20 protein-coding genes are annotated in these 23,394 nt (G+C 58.9%); 9 read left to right on the top strand and 11 right to left on the bottom strand.

Annotated features, from left to right (window positions below; translation table 11 throughout):
* Positions 1 to 9: 9 nt before the first annotated feature.
* Positions 10 to 945 carry a carbohydrate kinase family protein gene (locus K5E80_RS12785; protein ID WP_220636517.1) on the top strand — a complete coding sequence of 312 codons (936 nt, stop codon included), beginning with the start codon at positions 10 to 12 and terminating at the stop codon, positions 943 to 945.
* Between the two features lie 80 nt (positions 946 to 1,025).
* Here K5E80_RS12785 and K5E80_RS12790 read toward each other — a convergent pair whose 3' ends face one another.
* The 4 genes from K5E80_RS12790 to K5E80_RS12805 form a co-directional block, all read right to left on the bottom strand.
* Positions 1,026 to 1,853: a symmetrical bis(5'-nucleosyl)-tetraphosphatase gene (locus tag K5E80_RS12790; RefSeq protein ID WP_220636518.1), complete on the bottom strand. Its 828-nt coding sequence runs from the start codon at positions 1,851 to 1,853 to the stop codon at positions 1,026 to 1,028.
* A 38-nt stretch (positions 1,854 to 1,891) separates the two neighbouring features.
* The gene (locus K5E80_RS12795) at positions 1,892 to 3,037 is read right to left on the bottom strand and encodes an NAD(P)/FAD-dependent oxidoreductase (RefSeq protein ID WP_220636519.1); all 1,146 of its coding nucleotides are present in this window, start codon (positions 3,035 to 3,037) and stop codon (positions 1,892 to 1,894) included.
* A gap of 257 nt (positions 3,038 to 3,294) precedes the next feature.
* Complete coding sequence (locus K5E80_RS12800; protein ID WP_220636520.1) at positions 3,295 to 4,302, bottom strand: NAD-dependent epimerase; 1,008 nt, start codon at positions 4,300 to 4,302, stop codon at positions 3,295 to 3,297.
* An 88-nt stretch (positions 4,303 to 4,390) separates the two neighbouring features.
* Complete coding sequence (locus K5E80_RS12805) at positions 4,391 to 5,161, bottom strand: glycosyltransferase family 2 protein (protein WP_220636521.1); 771 nt, start codon at positions 5,159 to 5,161, stop codon at positions 4,391 to 4,393.
* A 310-nt stretch (positions 5,162 to 5,471) separates the two neighbouring features.
* On the opposite strand from K5E80_RS12805, the gene waaC reads away from it, so the two are divergent.
* From waaC to K5E80_RS12820, 3 genes are all read left to right on the top strand, one after another.
* The gene (gene waaC / locus K5E80_RS12810) at positions 5,472 to 6,440 is read left to right on the top strand and encodes a lipopolysaccharide heptosyltransferase I (protein ID WP_220636522.1); all 969 of its coding nucleotides are present in this window, start codon (positions 5,472 to 5,474) and stop codon (positions 6,438 to 6,440) included.
* Positions 6,437 to 7,702, top strand: a complete 1,266-nt coding sequence (waaA, locus tag K5E80_RS12815) for a lipid IV(A) 3-deoxy-D-manno-octulosonic acid transferase (protein ID WP_220636523.1) — start codon at positions 6,437 to 6,439, stop codon at positions 7,700 to 7,702. The genes waaC and waaA overlap by 4 nt, the downstream gene beginning before the upstream one ends.
* 385 nt (positions 7,703 to 8,087) lie before the next feature.
* Positions 8,088 to 8,999: a hypothetical protein gene (locus K5E80_RS12820; protein ID WP_220636524.1), complete on the top strand. Its 912-nt coding sequence runs from the start codon at positions 8,088 to 8,090 to the stop codon at positions 8,997 to 8,999.
* Between the two features lie 500 nt (positions 9,000 to 9,499).
* Here K5E80_RS12820 and K5E80_RS12825 read toward each other — a convergent pair whose 3' ends face one another.
* From K5E80_RS12825 to K5E80_RS12845, 5 genes are all read right to left on the bottom strand, one after another.
* On the bottom strand, positions 9,500 to 10,825 hold the full coding sequence (locus tag K5E80_RS12825) for a TolC family outer membrane protein (protein WP_220636525.1): 1,326 nt from the start codon (positions 10,823 to 10,825) through the stop codon (positions 9,500 to 9,502).
* Between the two features lie 40 nt (positions 10,826 to 10,865).
* Entirely contained in the window at positions 10,866 to 11,519 is a 654-nt protein-coding gene (locus K5E80_RS12830) for a protein-L-isoaspartate O-methyltransferase family protein (protein ID WP_220636526.1), read from the bottom strand.
* Positions 11,520 to 11,557: 38 nt separating this feature from the next.
* Positions 11,558 to 14,617: an efflux RND transporter permease subunit gene (locus tag K5E80_RS12835; protein ID WP_220636527.1), complete on the bottom strand. Its 3,060-nt coding sequence runs from the start codon at positions 14,615 to 14,617 to the stop codon at positions 11,558 to 11,560.
* A complete protein-coding gene (locus K5E80_RS12840) occupies positions 14,614 to 15,660 on the bottom strand; it encodes an efflux RND transporter periplasmic adaptor subunit (RefSeq protein ID WP_220636528.1) in 1,047 nt (348 codons plus the stop codon). Before K5E80_RS12840 ends, K5E80_RS12835 begins: the two co-directional genes overlap by 4 nt.
* A gap of 64 nt (positions 15,661 to 15,724) precedes the next feature.
* A complete protein-coding gene (locus K5E80_RS12845; RefSeq protein WP_220636529.1) occupies positions 15,725 to 16,369 on the bottom strand; it encodes a TetR/AcrR family transcriptional regulator in 645 nt (214 codons plus the stop codon).
* 429 nt (positions 16,370 to 16,798) lie between these two features.
* Between K5E80_RS12845 and K5E80_RS12850 the strand changes: the two genes are divergently transcribed.
* Positions 16,799 to 17,497, top strand: coding sequence for a response regulator transcription factor (locus K5E80_RS12850; RefSeq protein ID WP_281420277.1), 699 nt, complete (start codon positions 16,799 to 16,801; stop codon positions 17,495 to 17,497).
* Between the two features lie 17 nt (positions 17,498 to 17,514).
* Positions 17,515 to 19,794 carry a CHASE2 domain-containing protein gene (locus K5E80_RS12855; RefSeq protein ID WP_246591104.1) on the top strand — a complete coding sequence of 760 codons (2,280 nt, stop codon included), beginning with the start codon at positions 17,515 to 17,517 and terminating at the stop codon, positions 19,792 to 19,794.
* Between the two features lie 93 nt (positions 19,795 to 19,887).
* Here K5E80_RS12855 and K5E80_RS12860 read toward each other — a convergent pair whose 3' ends face one another.
* Both K5E80_RS12860 and K5E80_RS12865 read right to left on the bottom strand, forming a co-directional pair.
* Positions 19,888 to 20,766, bottom strand: coding sequence for a GGDEF domain-containing protein (locus K5E80_RS12860; protein ID WP_281420278.1), 879 nt, complete (start codon positions 20,764 to 20,766; stop codon positions 19,888 to 19,890).
* 27 nt (positions 20,767 to 20,793) lie between these two features.
* Positions 20,794 to 21,231, bottom strand: coding sequence for a bacteriohemerythrin (locus K5E80_RS12865; RefSeq protein ID WP_220636533.1), 438 nt, complete (start codon positions 21,229 to 21,231; stop codon positions 20,794 to 20,796).
* A gap of 297 nt (positions 21,232 to 21,528) precedes the next feature.
* Between K5E80_RS12865 and K5E80_RS12870 the strand changes: the two genes are divergently transcribed.
* The 3 genes from K5E80_RS12870 (at position 21,529) to K5E80_RS12880 (ending at position 23,386) form a co-directional block, all read left to right on the top strand.
* Positions 21,529 to 21,990 carry a spore coat protein U domain-containing protein gene (locus tag K5E80_RS12870; protein ID WP_220636534.1) on the top strand — a complete coding sequence of 154 codons (462 nt, stop codon included), beginning with the start codon at positions 21,529 to 21,531 and terminating at the stop codon, positions 21,988 to 21,990.
* A gap of 52 nt (positions 21,991 to 22,042) precedes the next feature.
* Positions 22,043 to 22,567, top strand: a complete 525-nt coding sequence (locus tag K5E80_RS12875) for a spore coat protein U domain-containing protein (RefSeq protein ID WP_220636535.1) — start codon at positions 22,043 to 22,045, stop codon at positions 22,565 to 22,567.
* Positions 22,568 to 22,630: 63 nt separating this feature from the next.
* A complete protein-coding gene (locus tag K5E80_RS12880) occupies positions 22,631 to 23,386 on the top strand; it encodes a fimbrial biogenesis chaperone (RefSeq protein WP_220636536.1) in 756 nt (251 codons plus the stop codon).
* Positions 23,387 to 23,394: the final 8 nt, after the last annotated feature.

Genomic DNA, 23,394 nt, shown 5'->3' on the forward strand with positions numbered 1-23,394 from the left:
GACTGCATAGTGAAAACATTGATTTGCGGCTCCCTGGCCTACGACACCATCATGGTATTTCCCGATCGTTTCAAGAACCACATCCTGCCGGAGCAGATTCATATCCTCAACGTCGCTTTTCTGGTGCCGGAGATGCGCCGCGAATTCGGCGGCTGTGCCGGCAATATCGCCTACAACCTCAAGCTGCTCGGCGGTGAAGCGCTGATCATGGCCACCATCGGCGACGACTCGGGGCCGTATATGCTCCGGCTCAAGCAACTCGGTTTCGATGCCCGTTACGTATGTCAGGTGGAAAACAGTTTCACCGCGCAGGCTTTCATCACGACCGACATCGACGACAACCAGATCACCGCCTTCCATCCCGGCGCCATGAGCTTCTCGCACCGGAATCGCATTCCTGATGCAAAGGACGTGCGCCTCGGCATCGTCGCGCCCGATGGCCGCGAGGGCATGCTCAACCATGCCGCCGAATTCCACGCGGCAGGGATTCCTTTCATTTTTGATCCCGGCCAGGGATTGCCGATGTTCAGTGGCGAAGAACTGCTCAATTTTCTGAAACTCGCCGACTACTGCACGGTCAATGACTATGAAGCGAAACTGATCTGCGACCGCACCGGCAAGACGCTGAGAGAACTGGCGCAAATGGTCGAGGCGCTGATCGTGACGCTGGGCGGGGAGGGTTCGCACATCTACACGGGCGGCCATCGTATCGACATTCCGAGCGTTAAACCTGAAGCGCTGCTCGATCCCACTGGTTGCGGCGACGCTTACCGCTCCGGGCTGCTTTACGGCATCGTACGCGGATGGGAATGGGGCAAGACCGGGCGCCTCGCGTCACTGATGGGCTCGATCAAAATCGCGCATCGCGGCGGACAGAACCACAAGCTGACGCGCGATGACATCGCGAGCCGTTATGCGGCAGCATTCGGCAGTTCACTTTGGTAGGAAGACAGCCTGAGGCTCGTACAACTTTTTAGTCGCGCTAAACACGGCGGCCGTGACGCCCCCTCTCTCAAGTCACCGGATCAGTGGACTAAATTGATACCCGGCGCTGGCTCGCATTGCAGTTGAAACACGCGGCGGTCTTCGAGTCGTACTGCCGTCAGCGGGCCACCCCAAAGACAGCCGGAATCGAGCGCCAGCAGATTGGCTTCGCGATAAAAGCCGAGTGCCGACCAGTGACCGCAGATGACCGTATGCGTTATGCCGGCGCGATGCAGCAAGGCATACCAGGGCAGGAATCCCGCCGGTGCCTGGACCGGCGGACCCTTGACCTGAAATTCCATGACGCCTTCCGGCGTGCAGAAGCGCATGCGCGTCATCGCGTTCACGATCACGCGCAGCCGCTCCCAACCGCGCAGCTCCTCGCGCCAGGCATTGGGCTCGCTGCCCCACATGTGGGCAAGAAATTCGCGATAGTTTGCCGCCATCAGCGCGGCCTGAACTTCAGCGCCGAGTTCATTGCTGCGCGCAATCGACCATTGCGGCAGAAGGCCGGCATGAACCATCGCATATTCGTCCTCCTGGTGAAACAGCGGACGACTGCGCAGCCACTTCAGCAATTCATCGCGATCAGCGGCGGCGAGCACAGCATCCAGCGTATCTTCGCTGCTGGCGCGGCCCTGGCCTTCCGCCCGCATGACCAGATGCAAGTCGTGATTGCCGAGCACCACCTGGGCGGCGTCGCCGAGGCCCTTCACATAGCGCAACACCTCAAGCGATTGCGGGCCGCGATTGACGAGATCGCCGACCAGCCACAGGCGATCTCGCGTCGCATTGAAGCCCGTCTTGTCGAGCAATTGAATGAGGGCATCGAAACAACCCTGAATGTCGCCGATTGCGTAAGTTGCCATGGTGACTGCAGTCTACGATAAATCCCCGCACATCATCGTCACTCGCCGCCGCAGGCCTCCTCGATTCCCAACAATGCGCAAACTTCCGCCGCGATGGCGAGGCAGGAAGTCAGGCCGGGAGATTCGATGCCGAACAGATTGACCAATCCGCGAATGCCGTGCGCATCATGGCCCTGGATGACAAAATCGCCATCAGGCGCTCCCGGACCCGACAGCTTGGGCCGGATGCCTGAGTATGCGGGTTGCAAGGAGCCGTCCGCCAGCCCGGGCCAATACTTCCGCACCGCGCCATAAAAGCGCTGGCAGCGCCCGGCATCAACCTCGTACGACAGCGCATCAACCCACTCGACATCGGGGCCGAAGCGGCCCTGGCCGGCCAGATCGAGCGTGAAATGAACGCCCAGCCCGCCGGGTTCGGGCACCGGATACACCAGCCGCGAAAAGGGTGAGCGTCCCGACAGTGAAAAATAATTGCCCTTTGCATAATGAACAGGGGGAATCCGGTCCGCCGGAAATCCCTCGAAGGCCGCGGCAAATTTCTGCGCATGCAGCCCCGCTGCATTGACCGCCATCTTCGCCGCGACTTTCATCGGCGCTGCGCCACCGACATTCAGCCCGATTTTTCCATCCTCCCGCACGCAAGCCGAAAGCGCCGGGCTGTTCGTCGCCAGCATGGCGCCGCAATGTTCGGCATCCCCGAGCAGGGCTAGCATCAAGCCATGGCTGTCGATGATTCCAGTCGCTGGCGAGAGCAGCGCCGCGGCGCACTTCAGTTGTGGCTCCAGGGCGGCGGCCTCGGCCCGCGTCAGCAATCGTATATCGGCGACGCCGTTGGCTTGCGCGTGGTGAAATATCTTCAGCAGCGCAATCTCCTGTGCGGGGGAATTGGCCACGATCAGCTTGCCGCAACGGCGATGGCTCACGCCGTGCGTCTCGCAGAACGCATAGAGGCGCTTCCTGCCCGACACGCACAGGCGGGCCTTGCGCGATCCCTCGGGGTAATAGATGCCGGCGTGGATGACCTCGCTGTTGCGTGTGCTGGTTTCGGTGCCGAAGGCATCATGCTGCTCAAGTATCAGCGTTTCCAGGCCGGCACTGGAGAGCGCCCGCGCGCAGGCCAGGCCGATTACCCCGGCCCCGATCACCACCGCATCCACCACTTCCGGCTGCGGACTGCTCAGCATCGATTGACTCGCGTGTTCAAGTTTGAAGTATCACTTTGTTTAACGGTTGGATAAGCGAAATGCATTGGCATCGGCGCCTTCGGCCACCAGGTCGAAGTTACTGAATGAACCGCACACATTTCGCCCAAGACCAACAGTACCAGATTGTCATCCTTGCCAAAATACCGGCCCAACGAGGCCGGCGAGAACACCCCTTGCATTGCCGCCATGAGCCGGACGGCAAGCGCCGGCTGCGAGCGCTTGTTCTCCGTTCCTTGTCACTGCTGGTAGTAGCGCCGATACCACTCTACAAAGCGGCCGATTCCTTCGCTGAGCGTGGTGGCCGGTGCAAAGCCGGACCAGCTGCGCAGTGCTTCCGTATCGGCATGAGTCGCCGGCACGTCACCCTCCTGCAAGGGCAGGAAGTTTTTTTGCGCGGTCTTGCCCAGGGCTTTTTCCAGGGTCTCGATATAAGTCATCAATTCCACCGGCTGGTGGTTGCCAATATTAAACAGCCGATAGGGCGCCCAGCTGCTCGCGGGGTCGGGATTGTTCTTGTCAAAGCCAGGGCTGGCAAGCGGCGGTTTGTCGAGCACGCGAATCACGCCTTCGACGATGTCGTCGATATAGGTGAAATCGCGCTGCATCCTGCCGTGGTTGAACACGTCGATCGGCTGGCCTTCGAGGATGGCCTTGGCAAACAGCATCGGAGACATGTCGGGCCGGCCCCACGGGCCATAGACGGTGAAGAAGCGCAGGCCGGTCGTCGGCAGGCCGTGGAGATGACTGTAGGTGTGGGCCATCAGCTCGTTGGCCTTCTTGGTCGCGGCGTAGAGGCTGACCGGGTGATCGACGTTGTCGTGCTCGGAAAAGGGCATCCGGGTGTTGCCGCCATAGACGCTGGAGCTGCTGGCGAAGACAAAATGCCCGACGTGGGCGTGACGGCAGCCTTCGAGAACATTGACGAAGCCGACCAGATTGCTGTCCACATAGGCATATGGATTTTTCAGCGAATAGCGCACGCCGGCCTGGGCGGCAAGATGCACAACGCGTTGCAGCTTTTCCTGCGCGAAGAATTCCGCCATGCCGGAACGGTCGGCAATGTCGAGCTTATGGAAATGGAACGCCGCGTTGGGTGTCAGTCGCGCCAGGCGCGCTTCCTTGAGCGAAACGTCATAGTAGTCGTTGAGGTTGTCGATGCCGACTACCTCATCGCCGCGCGCGAGCAGGCGCTCGCAGACGTGCATGCCGATAAAACCGGCACAACCAGTAACCAATATCTTCATTGTTTTGTGCCGGTTTCAGAGAAGGCTAATGTCCGCCAAGCGGACGTTATGCCGGAACTAAACCCGGCGGCGCCGGTAACAAGGATTTTCACGGCGGAGATTTTGCTGAGTTGGCTTGAATGGCCAGCATTTTCGCGTACTTGGCAAAGCTGTTCTGGCAGCCGATGAGGATGTGCACCAATCCCGGCAGACCGTCGAGGAAGCCCCGGCGCAGGAAATAAAACTTGATGAAGCGCAGCAGCGGCGAAAGCAGCAGCTTGCTGGCTGAAGCGCGTTTGCCGCGCGCCAGAGCTTCCTGTGCCGCCAGCGTCGTGTAACGATTTTGCTTGGCCAGATAGTGGTCAAGCGATTCGGCCGAATCGTGCAGCAGGTCACCGCGCAATGTGCCGACCGGTATATCGGTCAGCACCTTTTCGTGCACGGCATCATCCGACCAGCGCGCATCGCCGCGATGGAACAGACGCAGACTCCAGTCCGGATAGCCCTCGCCATGGCGCAGGTAGCGGCCCATGAAGCGGTTGCGGCGCGCGAATTTATAAACGCGCAACTCCGGAGCCGCGAGCGTCGCGGCAATATTCTTCGCCAACTCCTCGCTGACGCGCTCATCGGCATCGATGCACAGCACCCAATCGTTCTTTGCCTGCGTCACCGCGAACTGCTTTTGCGGGCCGAAGCCGAGCCATTCCGAACCAATGACTTTGGCGCCGTATTGCGCGGCGATATCCAGCGTACTGTCGCTGCTGCCGGAATCGACGATCACGATCTCGTCGCAAAAAGCCAGCGAGCGCAGGCAGGCCTCCAGTTGCATGGCGGCGTTGAGCGTGATGAGGACAGCGGTGAGAGGCGAGCGAGCAGGCATCGGCGGCTATAATCCCAAGGTCTGTTCTTGTTCAGTCGGCGCGATGCGTTGCTGGCAAAATGCGGATGGATGCAAGGCGGAGGGTGCAGGCAGTGGTCATCCCCCTTGGCAAACCCGACAACGCCGCAGACGCCGCATTTTGCCGCAACCCGAAGGGAACGGGCGAATCTGCCGCATGGCGGCGTTGCTCGTCGTTTATTTGGAATACCAAATTGCTCTCCTCGCGCCTTGCCCTGCACCAGATTCGCCGCGTTCGCACACGTCGCCTGAACAAGAGCAGACCCTAACAATTCCGCGATTCTACCGGTACATGCACGCTCTCCTCGTCAAGACTTCGTCGCTCGGTGATGTCGTCCATAACCTGCCGGTGGTGACCGACATCCAGCGCCACTATCCCGGCGCCGTCATCGACTGGGTGGTCGAAGAAGCCTTTGCCGATATTCCGCGCCTGCATCCCGGCGTGCATCGCGTCATTCCCGTGGCGCTGCGGCGCTGGCGCAAGCGGCTTTTCACGGCCGCCACCTGGCGCGAAATGGCGGCATTCAGGCGCGGGTTGCGCCATGACGCCTACGATGTCGTACTCGATACCCAGGGCCTGATCAAGAGTGCGCTGATTGCGCGCCAGGCACAACTGGCGGCGCATGGCCGCCGCCTCGGCTTTGATGCCGCAACGGCGCGCGAACCCCTGGCCGCGCGTTTCTACGATGCCGGCTTCATGATCGCAAAAAACGCCCATGCCATCGGACGCAATCGCCGGCTGGCCGCGGCGGCGTTTGACTACACATTGAATACGCCGCTCGACTATGGCATCGCCGCGCCGCCCCTTGCCACGAGTTGGTTGCCCGCCCGGCCTTACGCCGTGCTGCTGACCGGCACTTCGCGCGCCGACAAACTGTGGCCCGAGTCCTATTGGGTTGCCCTGGCAAAAGCCTTGAATGTCTCCGTCATTCTGCCCGCGGGCAGCGCCGCGGAACGGGAACGCGCGCAGCGTCTGGCGGCGCAGATGCCGGGCGCCCGCGCCGTGCCGCCGCTCGGCATTGCCGAACTCGCCGGCCTGATGGCGGGCGCACAAATCGTGATCGGCCTCGATACCGGGCTCACCCATCTCGCCGCTGCCTTGAACAAACCCACGCTGGCAATTTTTTCCGGCTCCGCCCCCGAACTTACCGGCGCCCATGCCGGAGACATGTTGGCAAATGCGGCCATCAATCTCGGCCGCAACGGCGCACCACCAACTGTCGCTGAAGTCATCGCCACCGCACGCGGCTTGCTGCGATGACACGGCGCCTCTATACGTTATTGCTCTGGTTGCTGCTACCGTGGGCCCTGCTGCATCTGCTCTGGCGCAGCCGCAGGCAAACGGAGTATCTGCGCCATTGGGACGAGCGCTTCGCTCATTACACCCGGCCGGCGAATCGGCCGGTGATCTGGATCCACGCCGTATCGGTCGGCGAAACCCGCGCCGCGCAGCCGCTGATCAAGGCGTTGCGCGAAAAATATCCCGCGCATCGCATCCTGCTCACGCAAACGACGCCGACCGGCCGCCAGACCGGCATCGAGCTGTTCGGCGATACGGTGGAACGCATTTATCTCGCCTACGATTTTCCCGGCACGGTGAAGCGTTTTCTCGATCACTGGCGCCCCGAGTTCGGTCTCATCATGGAAACCGAGCTGTGGCCCAATGTGATTGCCGAATGCAAGGCGCGGCGCGTTCCGTTGATGCTGGTCAATGGCCGGCTCTCGGAAAAGTCCGCGCGCCGCTATGCCTGTTTTGCCGCACTGACGCACGAAGCGCTCAACAATCTGGCCGGCGTCGCCGCGCAAACGGACAGCGATGCACGGCGTCTTGCGGCACTCGGTGCGCAAAATGTCGCCGTTCTCGGCAACCTCAAGTTCGATATCATGCCACCACCTGGGCAACTCGAACTCGGCGCAAGTTTTCGTCAAATGATCGGTACGCGTTGTGTCCTGCTCTGCGCCAGCACCCGTGAAGGCGAAGAGGCGCTGATTCTGGATGCATGGATGCGGTCCCCGCTTCCCGATGTTTTACTTGTCATAGTGCCGCGCCATCCGCAGCGCGTCGAAGATGTAGCGGGACTGGTCGGCATGCATCGCCTCAAGTTGCAGCGTCGTTCCAGCGATCACGGAATTGAAGCCGACACCCAGGTCTGGCTCGGCGACAGCATGGGCGAGATGTTCGCCTACTACGCCGCTTGCGACGTGGCCTTCGTCGGCGGCAGCCTGATCGACCATGGCGGGCAAAACCTGATAGAACCCTGCGCCGTCGGGCGTCCGGTACTGATCGGGCCGTCGACCTTCAATTTTGCGCGTGCGGCAGACGATGCGGTCGCCGCCAGGGCCTGCCGCCGTGTGGGAAATGCCGACGAAATGATCGCTGCCGCTGCAACACTGTTGGAAAACACGCAACTGCGAAAACAGATGGAGCAAAACGCGCTGGCCTTCGCTGGCGCGCATCGCGGGGCGACCGCGCGCACGATGGAATGGATTGCCACCATACTGCAAGGCAATCATCCTCGGTAATTTTCTCAGTCATTCCCGCGCAGGCGGGAATTCAGTGGCTTACTTGTTGTCCGTTCATGTTGAGCTTGTCGAAACATGAACGGCATCATTGAGATTGCCGGGACTCGCCCCGGCAGGCGGGGTACTTTCTTGCTGCACGGCAAGAAAGTACCCAAAGAATCGTGCCCCGCTACACCGGCCCTTCGGGCTACCCTCGCTGCGAAAGGCTCGCCGGGCGGGCGCCGCAAACTTGCCTGCGGCTTCGGACAGCGACGCCGGACTTCTCCCAGCAATCCTTCCTCCGCTCGGCGGCGCAGAGGGGGTTGTCTGTAGGTGATCGACTTGCCATGTCAGAAACGTTATGCTGCCGGGAATTTAATTTACTCTGACCCCTTTGGATTCCCTTATGCCAAAGAAGACGCCTTGCACGATTCCTAAACCGCCTTCAATCGCCGCTATTCGGCAGGTCGTGCTACCGGAACCAGATCACCAGCGACAGGAAATTGCGGAGTACGTCGAATGGCAGGTGAATAAGGGTGCGGAAACAACATACAAGGTTGTGCACTTGGAGCGCCTTAAATCCGAGGTTGTTTTTGGAACCGAGCACGTTGTCTGGGACGTTCACACAGACGAGCCCGGGCGCTGGTGGGTTATCACAGGCCCCACTAATCTCTACTCGCAGCACGAGTTCCCATCGCTCGATTACACGCTGTCGTTTCATGTTGGAGTCACGGCGCGAGTCGCAGCCCGCAGCGCAAAAAGTGCACCGCCGTCTCGTGGAGATCGCCTACGTTCAACGTGGCGCCGATGGGAAACCGCAACCGATGCCATCGATCTTGCTCGCGAGTCGGAAGACTTTCAGGCCGTTGGCATGCGGTGCCGAGAGACTCTTATCAGCCTCGCAAAGTCATTGCAGAAGGGCATCACAGTTCCTCAAGGCACAGAACCACCTAAAGCCGCCGATTTTGTTGGTTGGTCTGCGCTGATCGCGCAGCACTTTGCTTTAGGTTCTCGTAACGAACATATACGTAGCTACATAAAGATAACCGCCAAAGAGACGTGGCAGCTTGTTAACTGGCTGACTCATACGTCAAAGGCTGCCTTACACGAGGCGCATCTGGCACTTGAGGCAACTTCCAACCTCTTGGGAATGGTCAGTCTTATGGTCATGCATGCTGAGGCGGGCTCACCTGAGGCATGCCCCACATGTGGGTCATACCGCATCGTTGCAATCTATGAGCCGGATCTAGAGCGAGATCCACCCTACGTAAGTTTGTGCGAGTCATGTGGCTGGAACGATCATGACGCTAATGCCTAACCTCTCGGTCAAGAATCAAAGGGGTCAGTGTGATTTTGGTTTCGACGCTGTACTTATATCGCATGAGCGCCAAGATGGCACTCCAACCCCCTCTGCACCGCCGAGCGGAGAAAGGATTGCCGGGAGAAGTCCGGCGTCGCTGTCCGAAGCCGTAGGCGAGTTTGCGATGCCGGCCCGGCGAGTCTTTCGCAGCGAGGATAGCCCGAAGGGCCGGTGCAGCGGGGCACGATTCTTTGGGTACTTTCTTGCCGTGCAGCAAGAAAGTACCTCGCCCGCCGGGGCGAGTCCCGGCAACCTCAATGATGCCGTTCGCGTCTTCGACAAGCTCAGACCGAACGGATATAAGAAAACCTCTGGATTCCCGCCTGCGCGGGAATGACGAAATCGTAATGGATTGCTGCGTCGGCTACGCCTCCTCGCAATGACGAGTGGTTCGACAGGCTCACCACGAACGGTGAATGCTTATGGGTTGCCCTTCGACAAGCTCAGGGCGAACGGACTCAGTCCAGCAGCGCGTTGACCGCCTTCAGATCAGCCTCAGTCAGATTGCCCGCCGCGGCCTTGAGCTTGAGTTGCGCGAGCAGGGTGTCGAGCCGCGCCTTCATCAGCTTCTGCCGCGTGTCGTAGTACTGGCTCTGCGAATTCAATACGTCGATGTTGATGCGCACGCCGACTTCGTAGCCGAGCTTGTTGGAATCCAGCGCCGACTGCGACGACACCTGCGCGGCTTCGAGCGCCTTGACCTGTGCCAGGCCCGAGGTCACGCCGAGGTAGGCCTGACGTGCCTGCAGTGCCGCGCCACGGCGCGCCGCTTCGAGATCGGCCAAGGATTTTTGATGCAGGGCGACGGCTTCGCTGTTTTTGGACGCCGTATAGCCGCCCGCAAAAATCGGGATCTGCAGTTGCAGGCCCAGCGTGGTCGCCGTGTTGTCATAACCGCCGAAAAAAGGCTGATTGCCGAAGGAGTTGCTGCTGCGCGAAGCCACCGCGTCAAGTGTCGGGAAGTGTCCCGCGCGCTGTTTGGAGATTTCCTGATCGGCGATCTCGTTGCTGCTCTCGGCCAATTGCACGCCGATATTGGCGGTTTCGGCCTGCTTGGTCCACTGGTTGATGTCTTCGGGTTGCGGCTGGGGTATGTCAACGCCCGTCTTGAGCGACTTGAGGTCTTCATGCTCCTTGCCGACCACGGTGCGCAATACCTGGCGCTTGATCGAAAGATCGCTCTCCGCGGCGATCAACTGCGCATCGGCGAGGTCGTAGCGCGCCTGCGCTTCGTGCGTATCGACGATGGTCGAGGTGCCGACTTCGAAGTTGCGCTTGGCCGATTCCAGTTGCTCGGCAATCGCCTTCCTTTGCGCCTGCGTGCTGGCCAGCACTTCCTGCGCCTGCAAGACGTCGAAATAAGCCTGCGCTACGCGCACGATCAAGTCCTGCGCGGCCTGGGTGAATTGCGCTTCGGCGATCGCCACGGCGAGTTCCGCTTGGGTGTAATTCACCCAGTTCTGCCAGCGAAACAGCGGCTGGGTCAGATTCACGGCCCAGCCATGGGTGTTGTAATCAGCGCGACCGATCGAGACCCCGGGTACGGGATTCTTGGGCGTGGTGTTGGTTTCATTCCATACCGTATTGGCTGACGCGCCGACCGTGGGCAGCAGTCCGGCACGTCCCTGCGGCAGGCGTTCGCGTCCCGCATCGAGCGAGGCGCGTGCCGCGGCAAACTGTGCGTCATAGCCCTTGGCCTCGTTGTAGAGTCCAAGCAGATCCGCGGCTGGCGCCGCTGCCGGTGCCAGTGCCAGGGCGATAAGGAGGCCGAGCGTTTTTTTCATCAAGTGACTCCGGTGGCTTCGCCTGCCGTCAGTTTCGGGACTAGAGGACAAACGCGCTGCGTTGCAGAACGTTATGCAGCGGCGGAGCGACAGTTTCGAACAGGCAGGTGGTGGTATATGACGACTCGCTGTCGCGCACGATCAACTGCACTTCCATGTTGACTCCCTCGCCGACGATCGCGATCATGCGGCCGCCAATATTGAGATGAGCGCTGATGTGCTGCGGCAGCAGCGGCAGCGAACCGGAGAGCACGATGGCATCGTAGTTGCCATGGATCGTCGCAGGGTCGAGGCCGTTGCCCGCCTTTACCGTGACATTGGCGATCCGGGCGCTGGCCAGATTGGCGCGCGCGGTTTCGACCAGTTCGGGAACGATTTCGATGCTATCGACCTGCTGCGCCCTGGCCGCGAGCAGCGCCGCCATATAGCCGGAGCCAGTGCCGATTTCGAGCACGCGATCGCTTGCTTTCAGGCGCAGGGCATTGGCGATCCTTGCCTCGACGCCGGGCATCAACATGCACTCGCCATGACCCAGCGGGATCTGTATTTCGGCAAAAGCCAAGTTGCGATGAGGAGCCGGGACGAACTGTTCGCGCTTGACCGCGAACAGGCAACCGACCACATTCGGCTCCAGCACCTTCCAGCCGATAATCTGCTGCCTGATCATGGTGTATCTGGCTTGGTCGAAATCCATGGTTGTTTCCTCGCTCAACAGAATGACAGTATTTTAGCTCAGGCGGGTCTGCGCACCCGATACCACGCTGCATACAGCGCAGGCAGGAACAATAGCGTGAGCACCGTGGCAACCAGCAGACCGCCCATGATCGCCACCGCCATCGGCCCGAAGAAAGCGCTGCGTGTCAGCGGCACCATTGCCAGCATGGCTGCCAGGGCCGTCAGTACGATGGGGCGGAAGCGGCGCACAGTGGAGTCGATCACGGCATTCCATGGTGCTTTTCCGGTGCCGATATCTTTCTCGATCTGGTCGACCAGAATCACCGAGTTGCGCATGATCATCCCCGACAGCGCAATCGTGCCGAGCATGGCGACAAAGCCGAAGGGGACGTTGAAGACCAGCAGGAAGAGGGTGACGCCGATCAGGCCCAGCGGTGCGGTCAAGACCACCATCATCGTCCGGGTCATGCTTTGCAACTGCATCATCAATATCGTCAGAACAGCCATAATGAACAGCGGCACTCCCGCGGCTATCGACTTGCCGCCCTTCGCGCTTTCTTCCACGGCGCCGCCGGTCTCGATCACATAACCGGACGGCAGCCTGGCCTTGATCGGAGCGAGATCGGGCAGGATCTGGCTGGTTACCGTGAGCGCCTGGATGTTGCCGTACAGGTTTGCCCGCACCGTAATCGTCGGCAAGCGGTTGCGGCGCCAGATGATGCCGGGCTCGAAGTCGTAGGAGATGTTCGCGATCTGGGACAGCGGTACCGTTTTGCCGGCGCGGGTCGGAATCGCCAGATCGCGCAGGGAGGAAAGCTTGTCGCGTTCCGGTTCGGCGCCACGCAGCAGCACAGCCACCAGTTTGTCGCGTTCCCGGTAGTAGGTGGCAGGCGTCCCCAACAGTTCGGTATTCAAAAAGATCGACAACTCCTGCGACGAGATACCGAGCAATCTTGCCTTGGACTGGTCGATATCGATGCGGATCACCTTCGAGGGTTCGTCCCAGTCCAGGTGCACATTGGAGACATGCGGATTCTTGCGCATGGCGTCAGCCACCTCCAGGGCATACGCCCGGACCACCGGGATCTCATCCCCGGAAACCCGGAACTGCACCGGGAAGCCGACCGGCGGGCCATTTTCGAGGCGGGAAATAATGGCGCGCACCGCGCTGAAATCCCGTTCGAATAGTCCGATCAGGCTGGTCCTGAGGGCTTCGCGATCTTGCAGACTCTTGGCCAGAATGACGAACTGGGCAAAATTGGCTTGCGGCAGTTGCTGATCGAGCGAAAGGTAGAAGCGCGGGCTGCCGCTGCCGACATAGCTGACGTAGTTTTCGATACGCGGATCTCTGGCCAGAATGGTTTCCAGTTTTTTCACCTCGACTTCGGTCGCGCGTAGCGACGAGCCTTCCGCCAGGCGCAGGTCGACCAGCAATTCCGGACGCGTCGAATCGGGGAAAAACTGCTGCTGCACAAAGCCGAAGCCGAACAGGGCCAGAACGAAGACGGCCAGCGTGTTCAGGATCGTGGTTTTACGATGATGCACACACCATTCCACCAGGCGGCGGAAGCGCCGGTAAAACGGTTTGTCATAAACGGCGTATTCGCTCAACGGCTGTTGGTGCGTGCGGCCGGCCGCCGACAACAGCTTGTCGCCGAGATAGGGAATGAACACCACCGCTGCCACCCATGAAAGCAGCAGCGCAATCGTCGTGACCTGGAATATGGAGCGGGTGTATTCGCCCGTGGATGAAGCCGCGGTGGCGATAGGCAAAAAGCCCGCCACCGTTACCAGGGTGCCGGTCAGCATCGGAAAGGCCGTGCTGGTATAGGCGAAGCTGGCCGCCTTGGCCCGATCCCAGCCCTGCTCGATCTTGATCAGCATCATCTCCACCGCGATGATGGCGTCATCGACCAGCAGTCCCAGGGAAAGTACCAGGGCGCCCAGCGATATCTTGTGCAGGCCGATATTGAACAGGTTCATGGCAAGAAAGGTGGCGGCCAGCACGAGCGGGATAGACAGGGCAACCACCAGCCCGGTACGCAGGCCCAGGCTGAAGAAACTCACCAATAGCACGATGGTCACGGCTTCCGCGAGTGAGCGCAGAAACTCCCGGATCGAATTGGCCACCGCCCTGGGCTGGCTCGACACCGTGGACAGATCAAGCCCGACCGGCAGGTCGTCCTGGAGGCGTTTCACTTCCGCCTCCAGATTGTGGCCGAGCGCAATGATGTCGCCGCCGTTCGCCATCGATACGCCGAGGCCAACTGCCGGCTTCGACATAAAGCGCATCCGCGGCGCGGGCGGATCGACATAGCCGCGGTAAACGCGGGCAATGTCGCCGAGCCTGAACTGGCGGCCATTGACGCGGAAATGGGTATCCGCAATGGCCGCGACGGAATCGAACCCGCCGCTGGTGCGCAACAGAATCCGGCTGCTGGGCGTCTCGAAGCTGCCCGCCACGGTCATCGCATTCTGTCGTTGCAGGGTATCGGCCAGGGTTTGCGGGTCAATGCCGAGCGTGGCCAGTTTGGCATTTGCAATTTCGACGTAGACTTTTTCGTCCTGATCGCCGATCAATTCGACCTTGGCCACATCGGGCACGGCCAGAAGTTTCTGGCGGAGCTTATCGGCATAGTCCTTGAGCTGGGCATAGCTGTAGCCGTCGCCGCTCAGCGCGTAGAGATTGCCCAGCGTATCGCCGAACTCGTCGTTGAAAAACGGCCCATAAACCCCGGCCGGAAGAGTCTCGCGGACATCGCCGACTTTTTTGCGCACCTGGTACCAGATCCCGGATACTTCAGCCGGCGGCGTGGAATCCTTGAGCAGGACGAAGATCCTCGATTCCCCCGGTTTCGAATCGCTGCGCAGGACATCCAGATGCGGTGTCTCCTGGAGCTTCTTCTCCAGCCGGTCGGTCACTTCCAGTTCCACCTCGCGGGCCGAGGCGCCCGGCCACACGGTTTGTACCACCATGACCTTGAAGGTGAACGGCGGGTCTTCCGACTGGCCCAGCTTGCCGTAGGAGAGCACCCCGGCAATCGCCGTGACGATCATCAGGAACAGAACAAAGGAACGGTGCGCCAGCGCCCATTCCGAGAGGTTGGGAAATTTCACAGGGGTTCGGTCGAAGTGGTTTCCGGCTTCACCTTCTGCCCGGCGCGCAGTTTATGCACCCCGGCAATCACCACGATTTCTCCGGCTTTGAGTCCGTCGGCAATGTTGACCTGGTCTTCACCGCTGAAATCCGACAATGACACGCTACGCGGAGCAACAGTTTGCGTGGCCGGGTCGAAAACCCAGACCGCCGGTTTGCCGTCGTTGCGGGTCAGGGCGGAAAGCGGCAGGATAAAAATTTCTGCGCCGGCATTGTCGCCGAGAACAATGTTTGCCGTCATTCCCAAACGCACTTCGGCATCGGGTTCCAGCACGCTGATCCGGGCCCGGAACGTCCGCGTTGCCGCGTCCGCCGCCGGCGCCAGTTCCCTTAGCCGTCCCCGGTAACGCTTGCCCGGCGATGCCCATAGCATGATTGAGATCTGCTTTGCGGCGCGCAACGCTTGCAGTTGGTTCTCCGCTATGTCGACGACGACCTCCAGCTCTTCCGGGCGCGCCAGCCTTACCACGGGCTGCCCGGCTGCCACGACCTGGCCCTGCTCGGCGTTGACCGCCGTGACCACGCCCGGCCGGTCGGCGCGCAATACCGCGTAGGCAGCCTGGTTGCGTGCCAGGTCTGCCTGCGCCGCCACCGACTTGAACTCGGTTTCCTTCGCTTCCAGCGCCGATTGGCTAATGAAGTTTTTCGTCCTCAGTTCGCGCAAGCGTTTTACGTCGGCCAGCGCCAGCGCCAACTGCGCCTCGGCCTGACTGAGACGAAGCCCGGTGTCGGCGGGATCCAGGCGCGCCAGCACGGTGCCGGCTGCCACCGTGCTGCCGACCTCGACTTCGCGCGCCACGATCTTGCCGGGAATGCGAAACGCCATGTCGGTTTCGTGGCGGGCCCGGATCTCGCCCGGGTATGTGTTCACCGCGGATCCCGCTACCGGCGCCAGTTTTTGCACCAGCGCCGGGCGAACCGGTTCGGCGGCGGGCGGCGCGGCGTTGTTGCCGCAAGCGGCGAGCAGCAGTGTGGCGAGCAGCGGCGCCGATATCGCGCGCATGGGGATTCGTCTCTTCAAGATGTTTGGCCTTCCATCGATAATTTCTTTGGAATAATGATATTTGTCATGCCGGCGCCTTCGCCAGCAGGCCGTTGAGCACGATGTCGAGGTGGGTGCGCAGGTAAGGTTCGGGATCGCCGCGCTGCCCGCAACTGTCGGCAAAGGAATGCCGCCACAGGTTGAGTTCCAGCGCCGGCGCAAAGATGGAATAGGTCGCCACCTCGACGTCGACCGGGCGAAATTCGCCGCGGGCGATGCCGATCTCGAGCGCGCGGCGCACCAGCGCCTCGCCGCGCACGATGACGGTATTGTAGAAATGGGTGGCGATCTCGGGAAAGTTCGACGCCTCGGCCACCATCAGCTTGCAGAGGCCGGACAACTTGCTTTCACCCACCCGCGACCACCAGAGCAGCAGTATCTGGCACAGCAGATCCGCGGTGCTGCCGTTAAAGTTGGCAATGATGTCTTCGCCCCGATCGAGCACCGGCACCATGCCATTTTCGACTACCGCCTTAAGCAGGGACACCTTGCTGTCGAAATAGAGATAGAGCGTACCCTTGGAAACGCCGGCGCGTGCCGCCACGTCTTCGAGCCGCGTCGCGGCAAAGCCCTTCTCGACGAACAAATCGAGTGCGGCCGCCAGCAACTCTCCGGGGCGGGCTTCCTTGCGGCGGTGACGTGGGGAGGAAGTTTTGCTTGCGGAGGACATAAAAAATAATAACTGACCAGTCAGTCATTAGCAAGCGCCTGCCGGAGCGCTACATGCGAGGTTTTGTTGTTCTGGTGGGGATAGCTGGCAATTTGGCTCTTCCTGCGCAAGAACCAGGTATGAACGCGGACTTTCGACCAAATTTGCAATACAAGTCCGCTTTGTGAACTTGATGCTGCCTTTTGGCGAAATTTATTTTTGTTAGCAGTTCCAAACCGCTCGCCGCTATGAACACTACGACTTATCTTGTCAATCGACGACTTGTTACGGTACGGACTAACAGTCTGCCTACTATGGCAAAGCGTAAAAAATTGTGAAATGGCAGGATTTGCTGCAATAGGTCTTCTCTGATTTACTTTAGCGCATACTATGAAATAAATGTCCATGTTATCAATGTGGCGCGATCAACAATAAAATGGAAAAAAGAACGTGAGAATTTGTTTGCTTGAAGATGATATGGCCCAACTGCACTTGTTGAACATGTGGCTGTGCCAAGCGGACTACACTGTTTTTCAGTTCAGTACTGGACGCTCGCTGATGGCAAGTCTGCGCCAGCAGAGCTATGATTTGTTCATCATTGATTGGAATGTGCCGGATTTGAGTGGCATCGAAGTGCTGCGCAGGATACGTTTGCGCTTCGGCGAGAAGCTGCCGGTCATATTTGCAACTCAGCGTGACTTTGAAGAAGACATTGTCGAAGCGCTAAATTCCGGTGCGGACGATTATCTGGTCAAGCCAGTCAGGAAAAACATCCTTTTGGCTAAAGTCAAGGCCTTGATCCGTCGCGCCTATCCAGTCTCCGCGACTAAACTGTTGTCATTCCCACCTTTCGAGATCGATACAGACAAGTCCGAGTTGTACCGCAACGGTGAAGCGGTATCTCTTACCAATAAGGAGTACCTGCTCGCTTTGGAGTTATTTCGTAATCTGGGCCGCATTGTGTCACGTACCGAACTATTCCAGAAGATCTGGGGGCAAGATGGTTCCCCCAGCATGCGAACTATCGATGCCCATGTCAGCGCCATACGGCGGAAACTGCCGCTTTCGCCCGATAATGGTTATTCGATCGTTCCCGTGTATGGTTTTGGTTATCGTCTTGATTGCCAGTCTCCGGCCGAGGATTCCTGAAGGACGGGTTGTCAAAAATGCAGGCACCGGAGGGGGCATTGGCGTCCAGGCGTAAGAAACACAGCCTCGCCTACGAATGGGGGATAGTCACCGGCGTCGTCACCATTATTTCATTTCTGCTGGTTGCCGGCTCCTGGACCTGGAACCTTGATCAGGTGATTTATGACGCAGGCATCTTTTTGCTCAAACGGCCGGCGCGCGAAGATGTGATAATCGTATCAATCGATGATGAAAGCATAGCAACCGTGGGGCCGTGGCCCTGGCCGGGCGCCACGATTGCATCGTTGCTTGATCATATGTCCGCGGCCCGACCAAAGGCGGTGGGCATCGATATGGTGTTTGCCGGGCCGGATACCCTTAGCCGCCGCGATAACAAGCTGCTCGCCGAAGCCTTGCGCAAAACGCCGAACGCCATGCTGCCTGTGTTCAAGGTGCAAGGGCAGGAGGTAAAGCCAGCCGTGGACTTTGCCCGGAACGCACAGCTCGTGAGCACCAACCCCCAGATCTACCCGGACGAGGTATTACACAACGTCAGCCTCGTATCACAGGAAACCGGCAACCCAAGGCCCCATATGGCGTTTGCCATGGCGAAAGTGGCCGGTATTGCGGCACCTCCCGGCGATGCCAATGAATATCTGATTTCCTATGTGGGGCCTCCGGGGACGATTAAACACGTCTCCGCCGCAGCAGTACTACAGGGAAATGTTCCGCCGAACCTGCTTGCAGGCAAGTTCATATTGCTCGGGTTTACCGCATCTCGATTGGCAAACTGGCATCTCACGCCGTCTGTTATCGGCAGTGAAAAAATGGCTGGAGTTGAAGTAACGGCGAACATACTGTGTTCATTGCTGGATCGCAAATACATCAGGCAACCCGATATATTATTCGTGGGACTCGTCACGGCAACTGCAATGTTGCTGCTGTTGATTGCCTTTTATCGGGCAAGCCAGTGGCTTTCCTTGTGCCTGATGTTTGCCACTGCAGTATTTGCGCCTGTGCTGGCGCTGGTATTGCTTTATCGCTTCGGCCTGTGGTTTCCTCCGATGTCGGTAACCGTTTCTGCCCTCTTCGCGTATCCGTACTGGAATTGGAAAAGGCTCGAAACCATTTGCAACTATCTTGATGAGGAAATAGTCAGGCTCGAGCACGATCAACATAAGGTGCCGCCGGTTCGGGCAGTAGGCCTTATCAGTTTTGCCGACTACATCCAGAATCGGGTTGAGTTGATTCACGTCAACATCAATTATTTGCGCGCAGCGCGAAAGTTTCTAAGCGAAAGCCTGGATGGATTACCTTTCGCGGCGCTCGTGGTCACCCCCGACGGAAAATTGGTGACGGCCAATCAACGGGCGCTGGAATTGTGCCAGCTGGACAAGATGGACTTGAGCCGCCATCGTATTGATCACGCTTTGGCCCACCACGTCGAACTCGATGGATCGGACTGGCTCACCGCGGTATTATCGGCATTGAAGGGCGATGAACTTGACTTGAAGGCCGGCGATTCAAAGGGTAGCGAATTCGAAGTCGCCCTGGCTCCGTTCCGGAATGATGAGGGGGTCGTGTCCGGTCTGATCATCGTGATCGAAGATGTTACTGCACTGCGCCTAGCGCAGCGCGAGCGCGAAGATGCACTGTCCTTCCTTTCGCACGATATCCGCGCGCCGCAAAATTCCATCATGGCGCTGGCTGAGCTTCAACGCGATAGCGGGATGCGCAAGCCAGAAGCCGAGTTCGTGGCTGATGTCGAGGCCCTGGCGCGAAAGACGGTCATGCTGGCAGAGGACTTTTTGTACCTGGCCATGGCGGATTCGAAAACATTGAATCTGGACAAGTATGACCTGCAATCGCTGGTTGATGATTGCGTCGCAGAAATCCAGCCACAGGCCCGTGCCAAGCAAATTTCGATTGAGATTTCCGAAGCAGACGATAGGGCTGTCGTCATGGCGGATCGTTCCCTGCTGGTCCGCGCGATAGGCAATCTGCTGGTCAACGCTGTCAAGTACTCACCACAGGGAGGAGTAATCATCATGAAATGCGAAATTTCCGTTATGGATGCGATTTGCAGTATTTCCGACAACGGCCCGGGGATTCATGAGGATGATTTGCCCAAACTATTCCGGCGGTTTTCACGGGCGCAAAGCAGGGATTCGAGAATTTCCGGTTCTGGATTGGGCCTGGTTTTTGTGGACGTTGTCGCCCGACGGCATCGGGGACGCACGCTTGTAAAAAGCATTCCCGAGCGTGGGGCGACGTTTTCCATTGTTTTGCCGCGTATAGATCCCCTGGATGCCGAATGAACCTGAAAGCCTTATTTTGAACCATGGGTGAGACACCGCATGCCTGCCATGCCTTGTGTTTTCGCCGTGTTCGCCGTGATGAACTGCGTTTGCTTAACGCCTGTCGCGATTCTTCGCTTCGTACATAAGGAAATCCGCCCGGCGTATCAGCCCTTTCGGGGATTCTTTCCGATCGAACTCCGCGATGCCCATGCTGATGCTGACCAGCGGGCAGCCCCGCTTGGGACTCCATTCTTCGGCCCAGCGTTTATCAAACGATTCCTTTAACCGACGGCCGATGGCTTCGGCTTCCTCACTGCACGTCTCGAGCAGCAGCAGCATGAACTCGTCGCCGCCGTAGCGAAATGCCATGTCAGTCTTGCGGAGCACTTTCCGTATCGTATTTGCGACAAAGCGCAGCGCCTTGTCGCCTTCCAGATGGCCAAGTGCATCGTTCACCTGCTTGAAGTTGTCCAAGTCGGTACAAATCAGGTTCAGGGGCCGGAAATGGCGCTTGGCCCGCTCTATTTCCGTTTCCAGCACGGCATGAAAATGACGCTGGTTGTACAGACCTGTCAGGCTGTCAGTTATCGACATGCTCTTGAGCTTCAACTCGACTTTCTTGGACTCAGTCAAGTCGTGAAAGAAACCGATGCTGCCAACCTCCTCTCCATCGCGTACGATGAGCTTGGCCGACAGACGAATGTCAATAATGCGCTTCTTCTTGGAGAGCAACTGCGTTTCATGGCCCTGGATATTTCGATCTGGACTCGTGTAAAGCAGCTTGTTAACGAAACGCGCCTGGTCAGCGGTGGCGAATATCTGTTTGATGGAAATCCGTCCGATTACTTCTTCGCCGCTGTAACCGAGCAACTTTTCCGCAGCGATATTGAACATAACGATAATTCCGGCTCGGTTCACCGCAATGATCGGGTCGGGACTCAGCGAAATCAGCTCTTGAAGGTCAGTCGCTACGAGCGAAATTTTTTCCACGGGGCCTAAAGAGAAAGCTGCGGCGATTCAGATCGCATTTTCTGGCAATGATGTCGGCATCTTTGACTTCACCACTGGGGCGACGCCTAAAATAAACTCAGCATAGTCCTGCCTGTCTGCCGCCAGGATGTGGTCCCGTAGCCACGCATGCAGAAACCTGATCATCTCCGTATCGGTGGACGCGCGGAGCGAATGTTGTTCTATCTCGGCCATTTTGATAAAAAAATATTCATGGTCAGTTTTGTGTTTTTCGGCGCCCGGAATGCCAAACAGACGCATTAGTGCTTCCTCGAAATCGAAGTGCCGGCGGGCGACTTGAGCGAGTTCAACCAGCGCGTAGTGTGTTTGTCCCCGGTTGCGCCTTGCGGTGACAAACTTTTCCACGTTGGAGAATTGAGCAATCAGATCTTCGTGCTGGTCATCGATTTCTTTGATGCCAATAAAATATTCAGGCTTCCATTGCATTGCGACTATCCTCCATCGACCCCGTTGCGGACAAGCATGCGCAGCACGCTACTCACTCAACCTGCGTAGTCGCAATCTCGACTGGCTGGACCTGGCTGATCCGAGACGGCCAACGAACCTGGGGTGACGTTTTGAATGGGCACCGACTATAAGAAAATTATGTGAAGTTAGGCGGGGAAATCACAGTATTTAACAAATCCGATATTGACTTGCCTGGCGAATGTATTGATCATGCGCACCGTATGACTTTGGCCATAATTCCATTTGAATAAAATCGAGAACAGGATGGGAACAAACATGAACAAACAGATACTTTTGACTTCTATCGCCACGCTGGTCGGCATCCTGGGCAGCACCGCCACGCTGGCGAGCGACTCCGCAACGGTGGCTGTCTCCGCCACCGTGACCGGTGTTTGCAAGTTCAACAGCGGTGGTTCGGTGGCCTTTACGCTCGATCCAAGCGTAGGTGGCACGGTCAACGGGACAGTGACCCAACCGGCCTTCTGGTGCACCAAGGGCGCGTCTTACACCCTATCCGACAACAAAGGTGTCAACGGAGGCGGGACGGCGACCAAGATGAAGCATGCCACGCTGGCCGATTTGATCCCCTACAGCCTCAGCTATACGACCACTGGCTCCGGATCGGGCGCGGGTACCCCGATCAGCATGAACATCGCTGCGTCGGTCCTCCAAGCCGATTACATCAACGCTTCGGCCGGCAGCTACGCCGACACCGTCACGTTGTCGATTACACCGTAATCCCATTACAGCAAAGGAAACTCGGCCGCCTAAGCGTTCAGGTGGCTGAGTCGTGGTGCGCTTAAATTTCCGGCTCACGACCAACCTGGCCCAGCTACGACAGAGATCGGAGTGGCTTGTCTGCGTCCTGCTTCTGCTCAGTGCGGCTGTACCTGCAATGGCCGGTGGCAATGCCGGGGTGTCGGTTAGCGCTACCGTATTATCAAAGAATAGCTGCAAGTTCCAAGGTAGCGTGGCGATTGCGCTGGCCTTCGGCAACATCAGTCCGGCCAGCGCAACGCCGGCGACGGCCAGCGCCAGCCTCGCATTCTCGTGCGGCGGCGCGTCGCCGAGCGTGACCTATGCCCTCAATCAAGACAGTGGCATGTACAAGGCCGGCCCCAATGCCAACCGCATGAAGCATGCGACGCAGGCGGCTTATCTGCCCTACACCCTTACCATTACCCCGTCCTCGGGTACAGTAGCGAAAAACGCTACCCAAAGCGTCACTGTTTCTGGCAGCGTCGCTCCGGCGGACTTTCAAGATGCGACGGCGGGCGTCTACGCCGACACCGTTGTTATTACGCTGAATCCCTGACAGAAACGTCGCTGCGGGGCACACGGAGCAGTGGAGCGGACTCCCGCCTGACTAGGAAAATCAATGAGCCTTTTTAAAACGACAACCCTCCGCCGCCTTGCTGGTCTCCTTTTCAGTTTCGTCATCCTGCCGGCGGTGGCGGCCAACTTCGGGGTCTCGCCGATCAGGATCGAACTCGATCGCGGGGCCAAGTCCGGCGCCATTACCGTCGCCAATGACGAAGAGGGGGAGACCCTGCGCGTTCAGCTAAGGCTGTTCGAATGGACGCAGGATGCGACCGGTAAGGACGAATACCGGGAGAGTGACGACCTGCTTTACTTTCCGCGGCTAATGACGCTGGAAAAGGGCGAGCAGAAACTGGTGCGCGTCGGTCTGCGCGTACCGGTGACGGTACAGGAGAAAACCTACCGCCTGTTTATCGAGGAACTGTCGGCACCACCAGCGGCCGGTGCGGCGCCCGGCGCCCAGGTCGCGATCGCCGTGCGCTTCGGTGTGCCCATTTTCGTCAAGCCGGTGAAAGAGGAAGTTCGGGGAGCGATCGAGAAAATCAGTCTGGCGAAAGGCGTGCTGCGAGTCGGCGTGCGCAACAAAGGCAACGTGGAGTTCACCATCAAATCAGTTGCGGCTAGCTCCGGTGAGGCTTTCTCCAAGGAAGTAGCAGGCTGGTACCTGCTGGCAGGGGCCAGCCGCGAGTATGCCATCGAACTACCGGAAGAGACCTGTAATCGGCTGAAGTGGCTCGATATCGCAGTGAAAACGGACAGGTCGCTCGAACTCAAGGGAACACTGGAAGTCATCGCATCGATGTGCAGGCGCTGAAGGGGAAA

Source organism: Georgfuchsia toluolica (assembly GCF_907163265.1).
GTDB classification, from domain to species: Bacteria; Pseudomonadota; Gammaproteobacteria; order Burkholderiales; family Rhodocyclaceae; genus Georgfuchsia; species Georgfuchsia toluolica.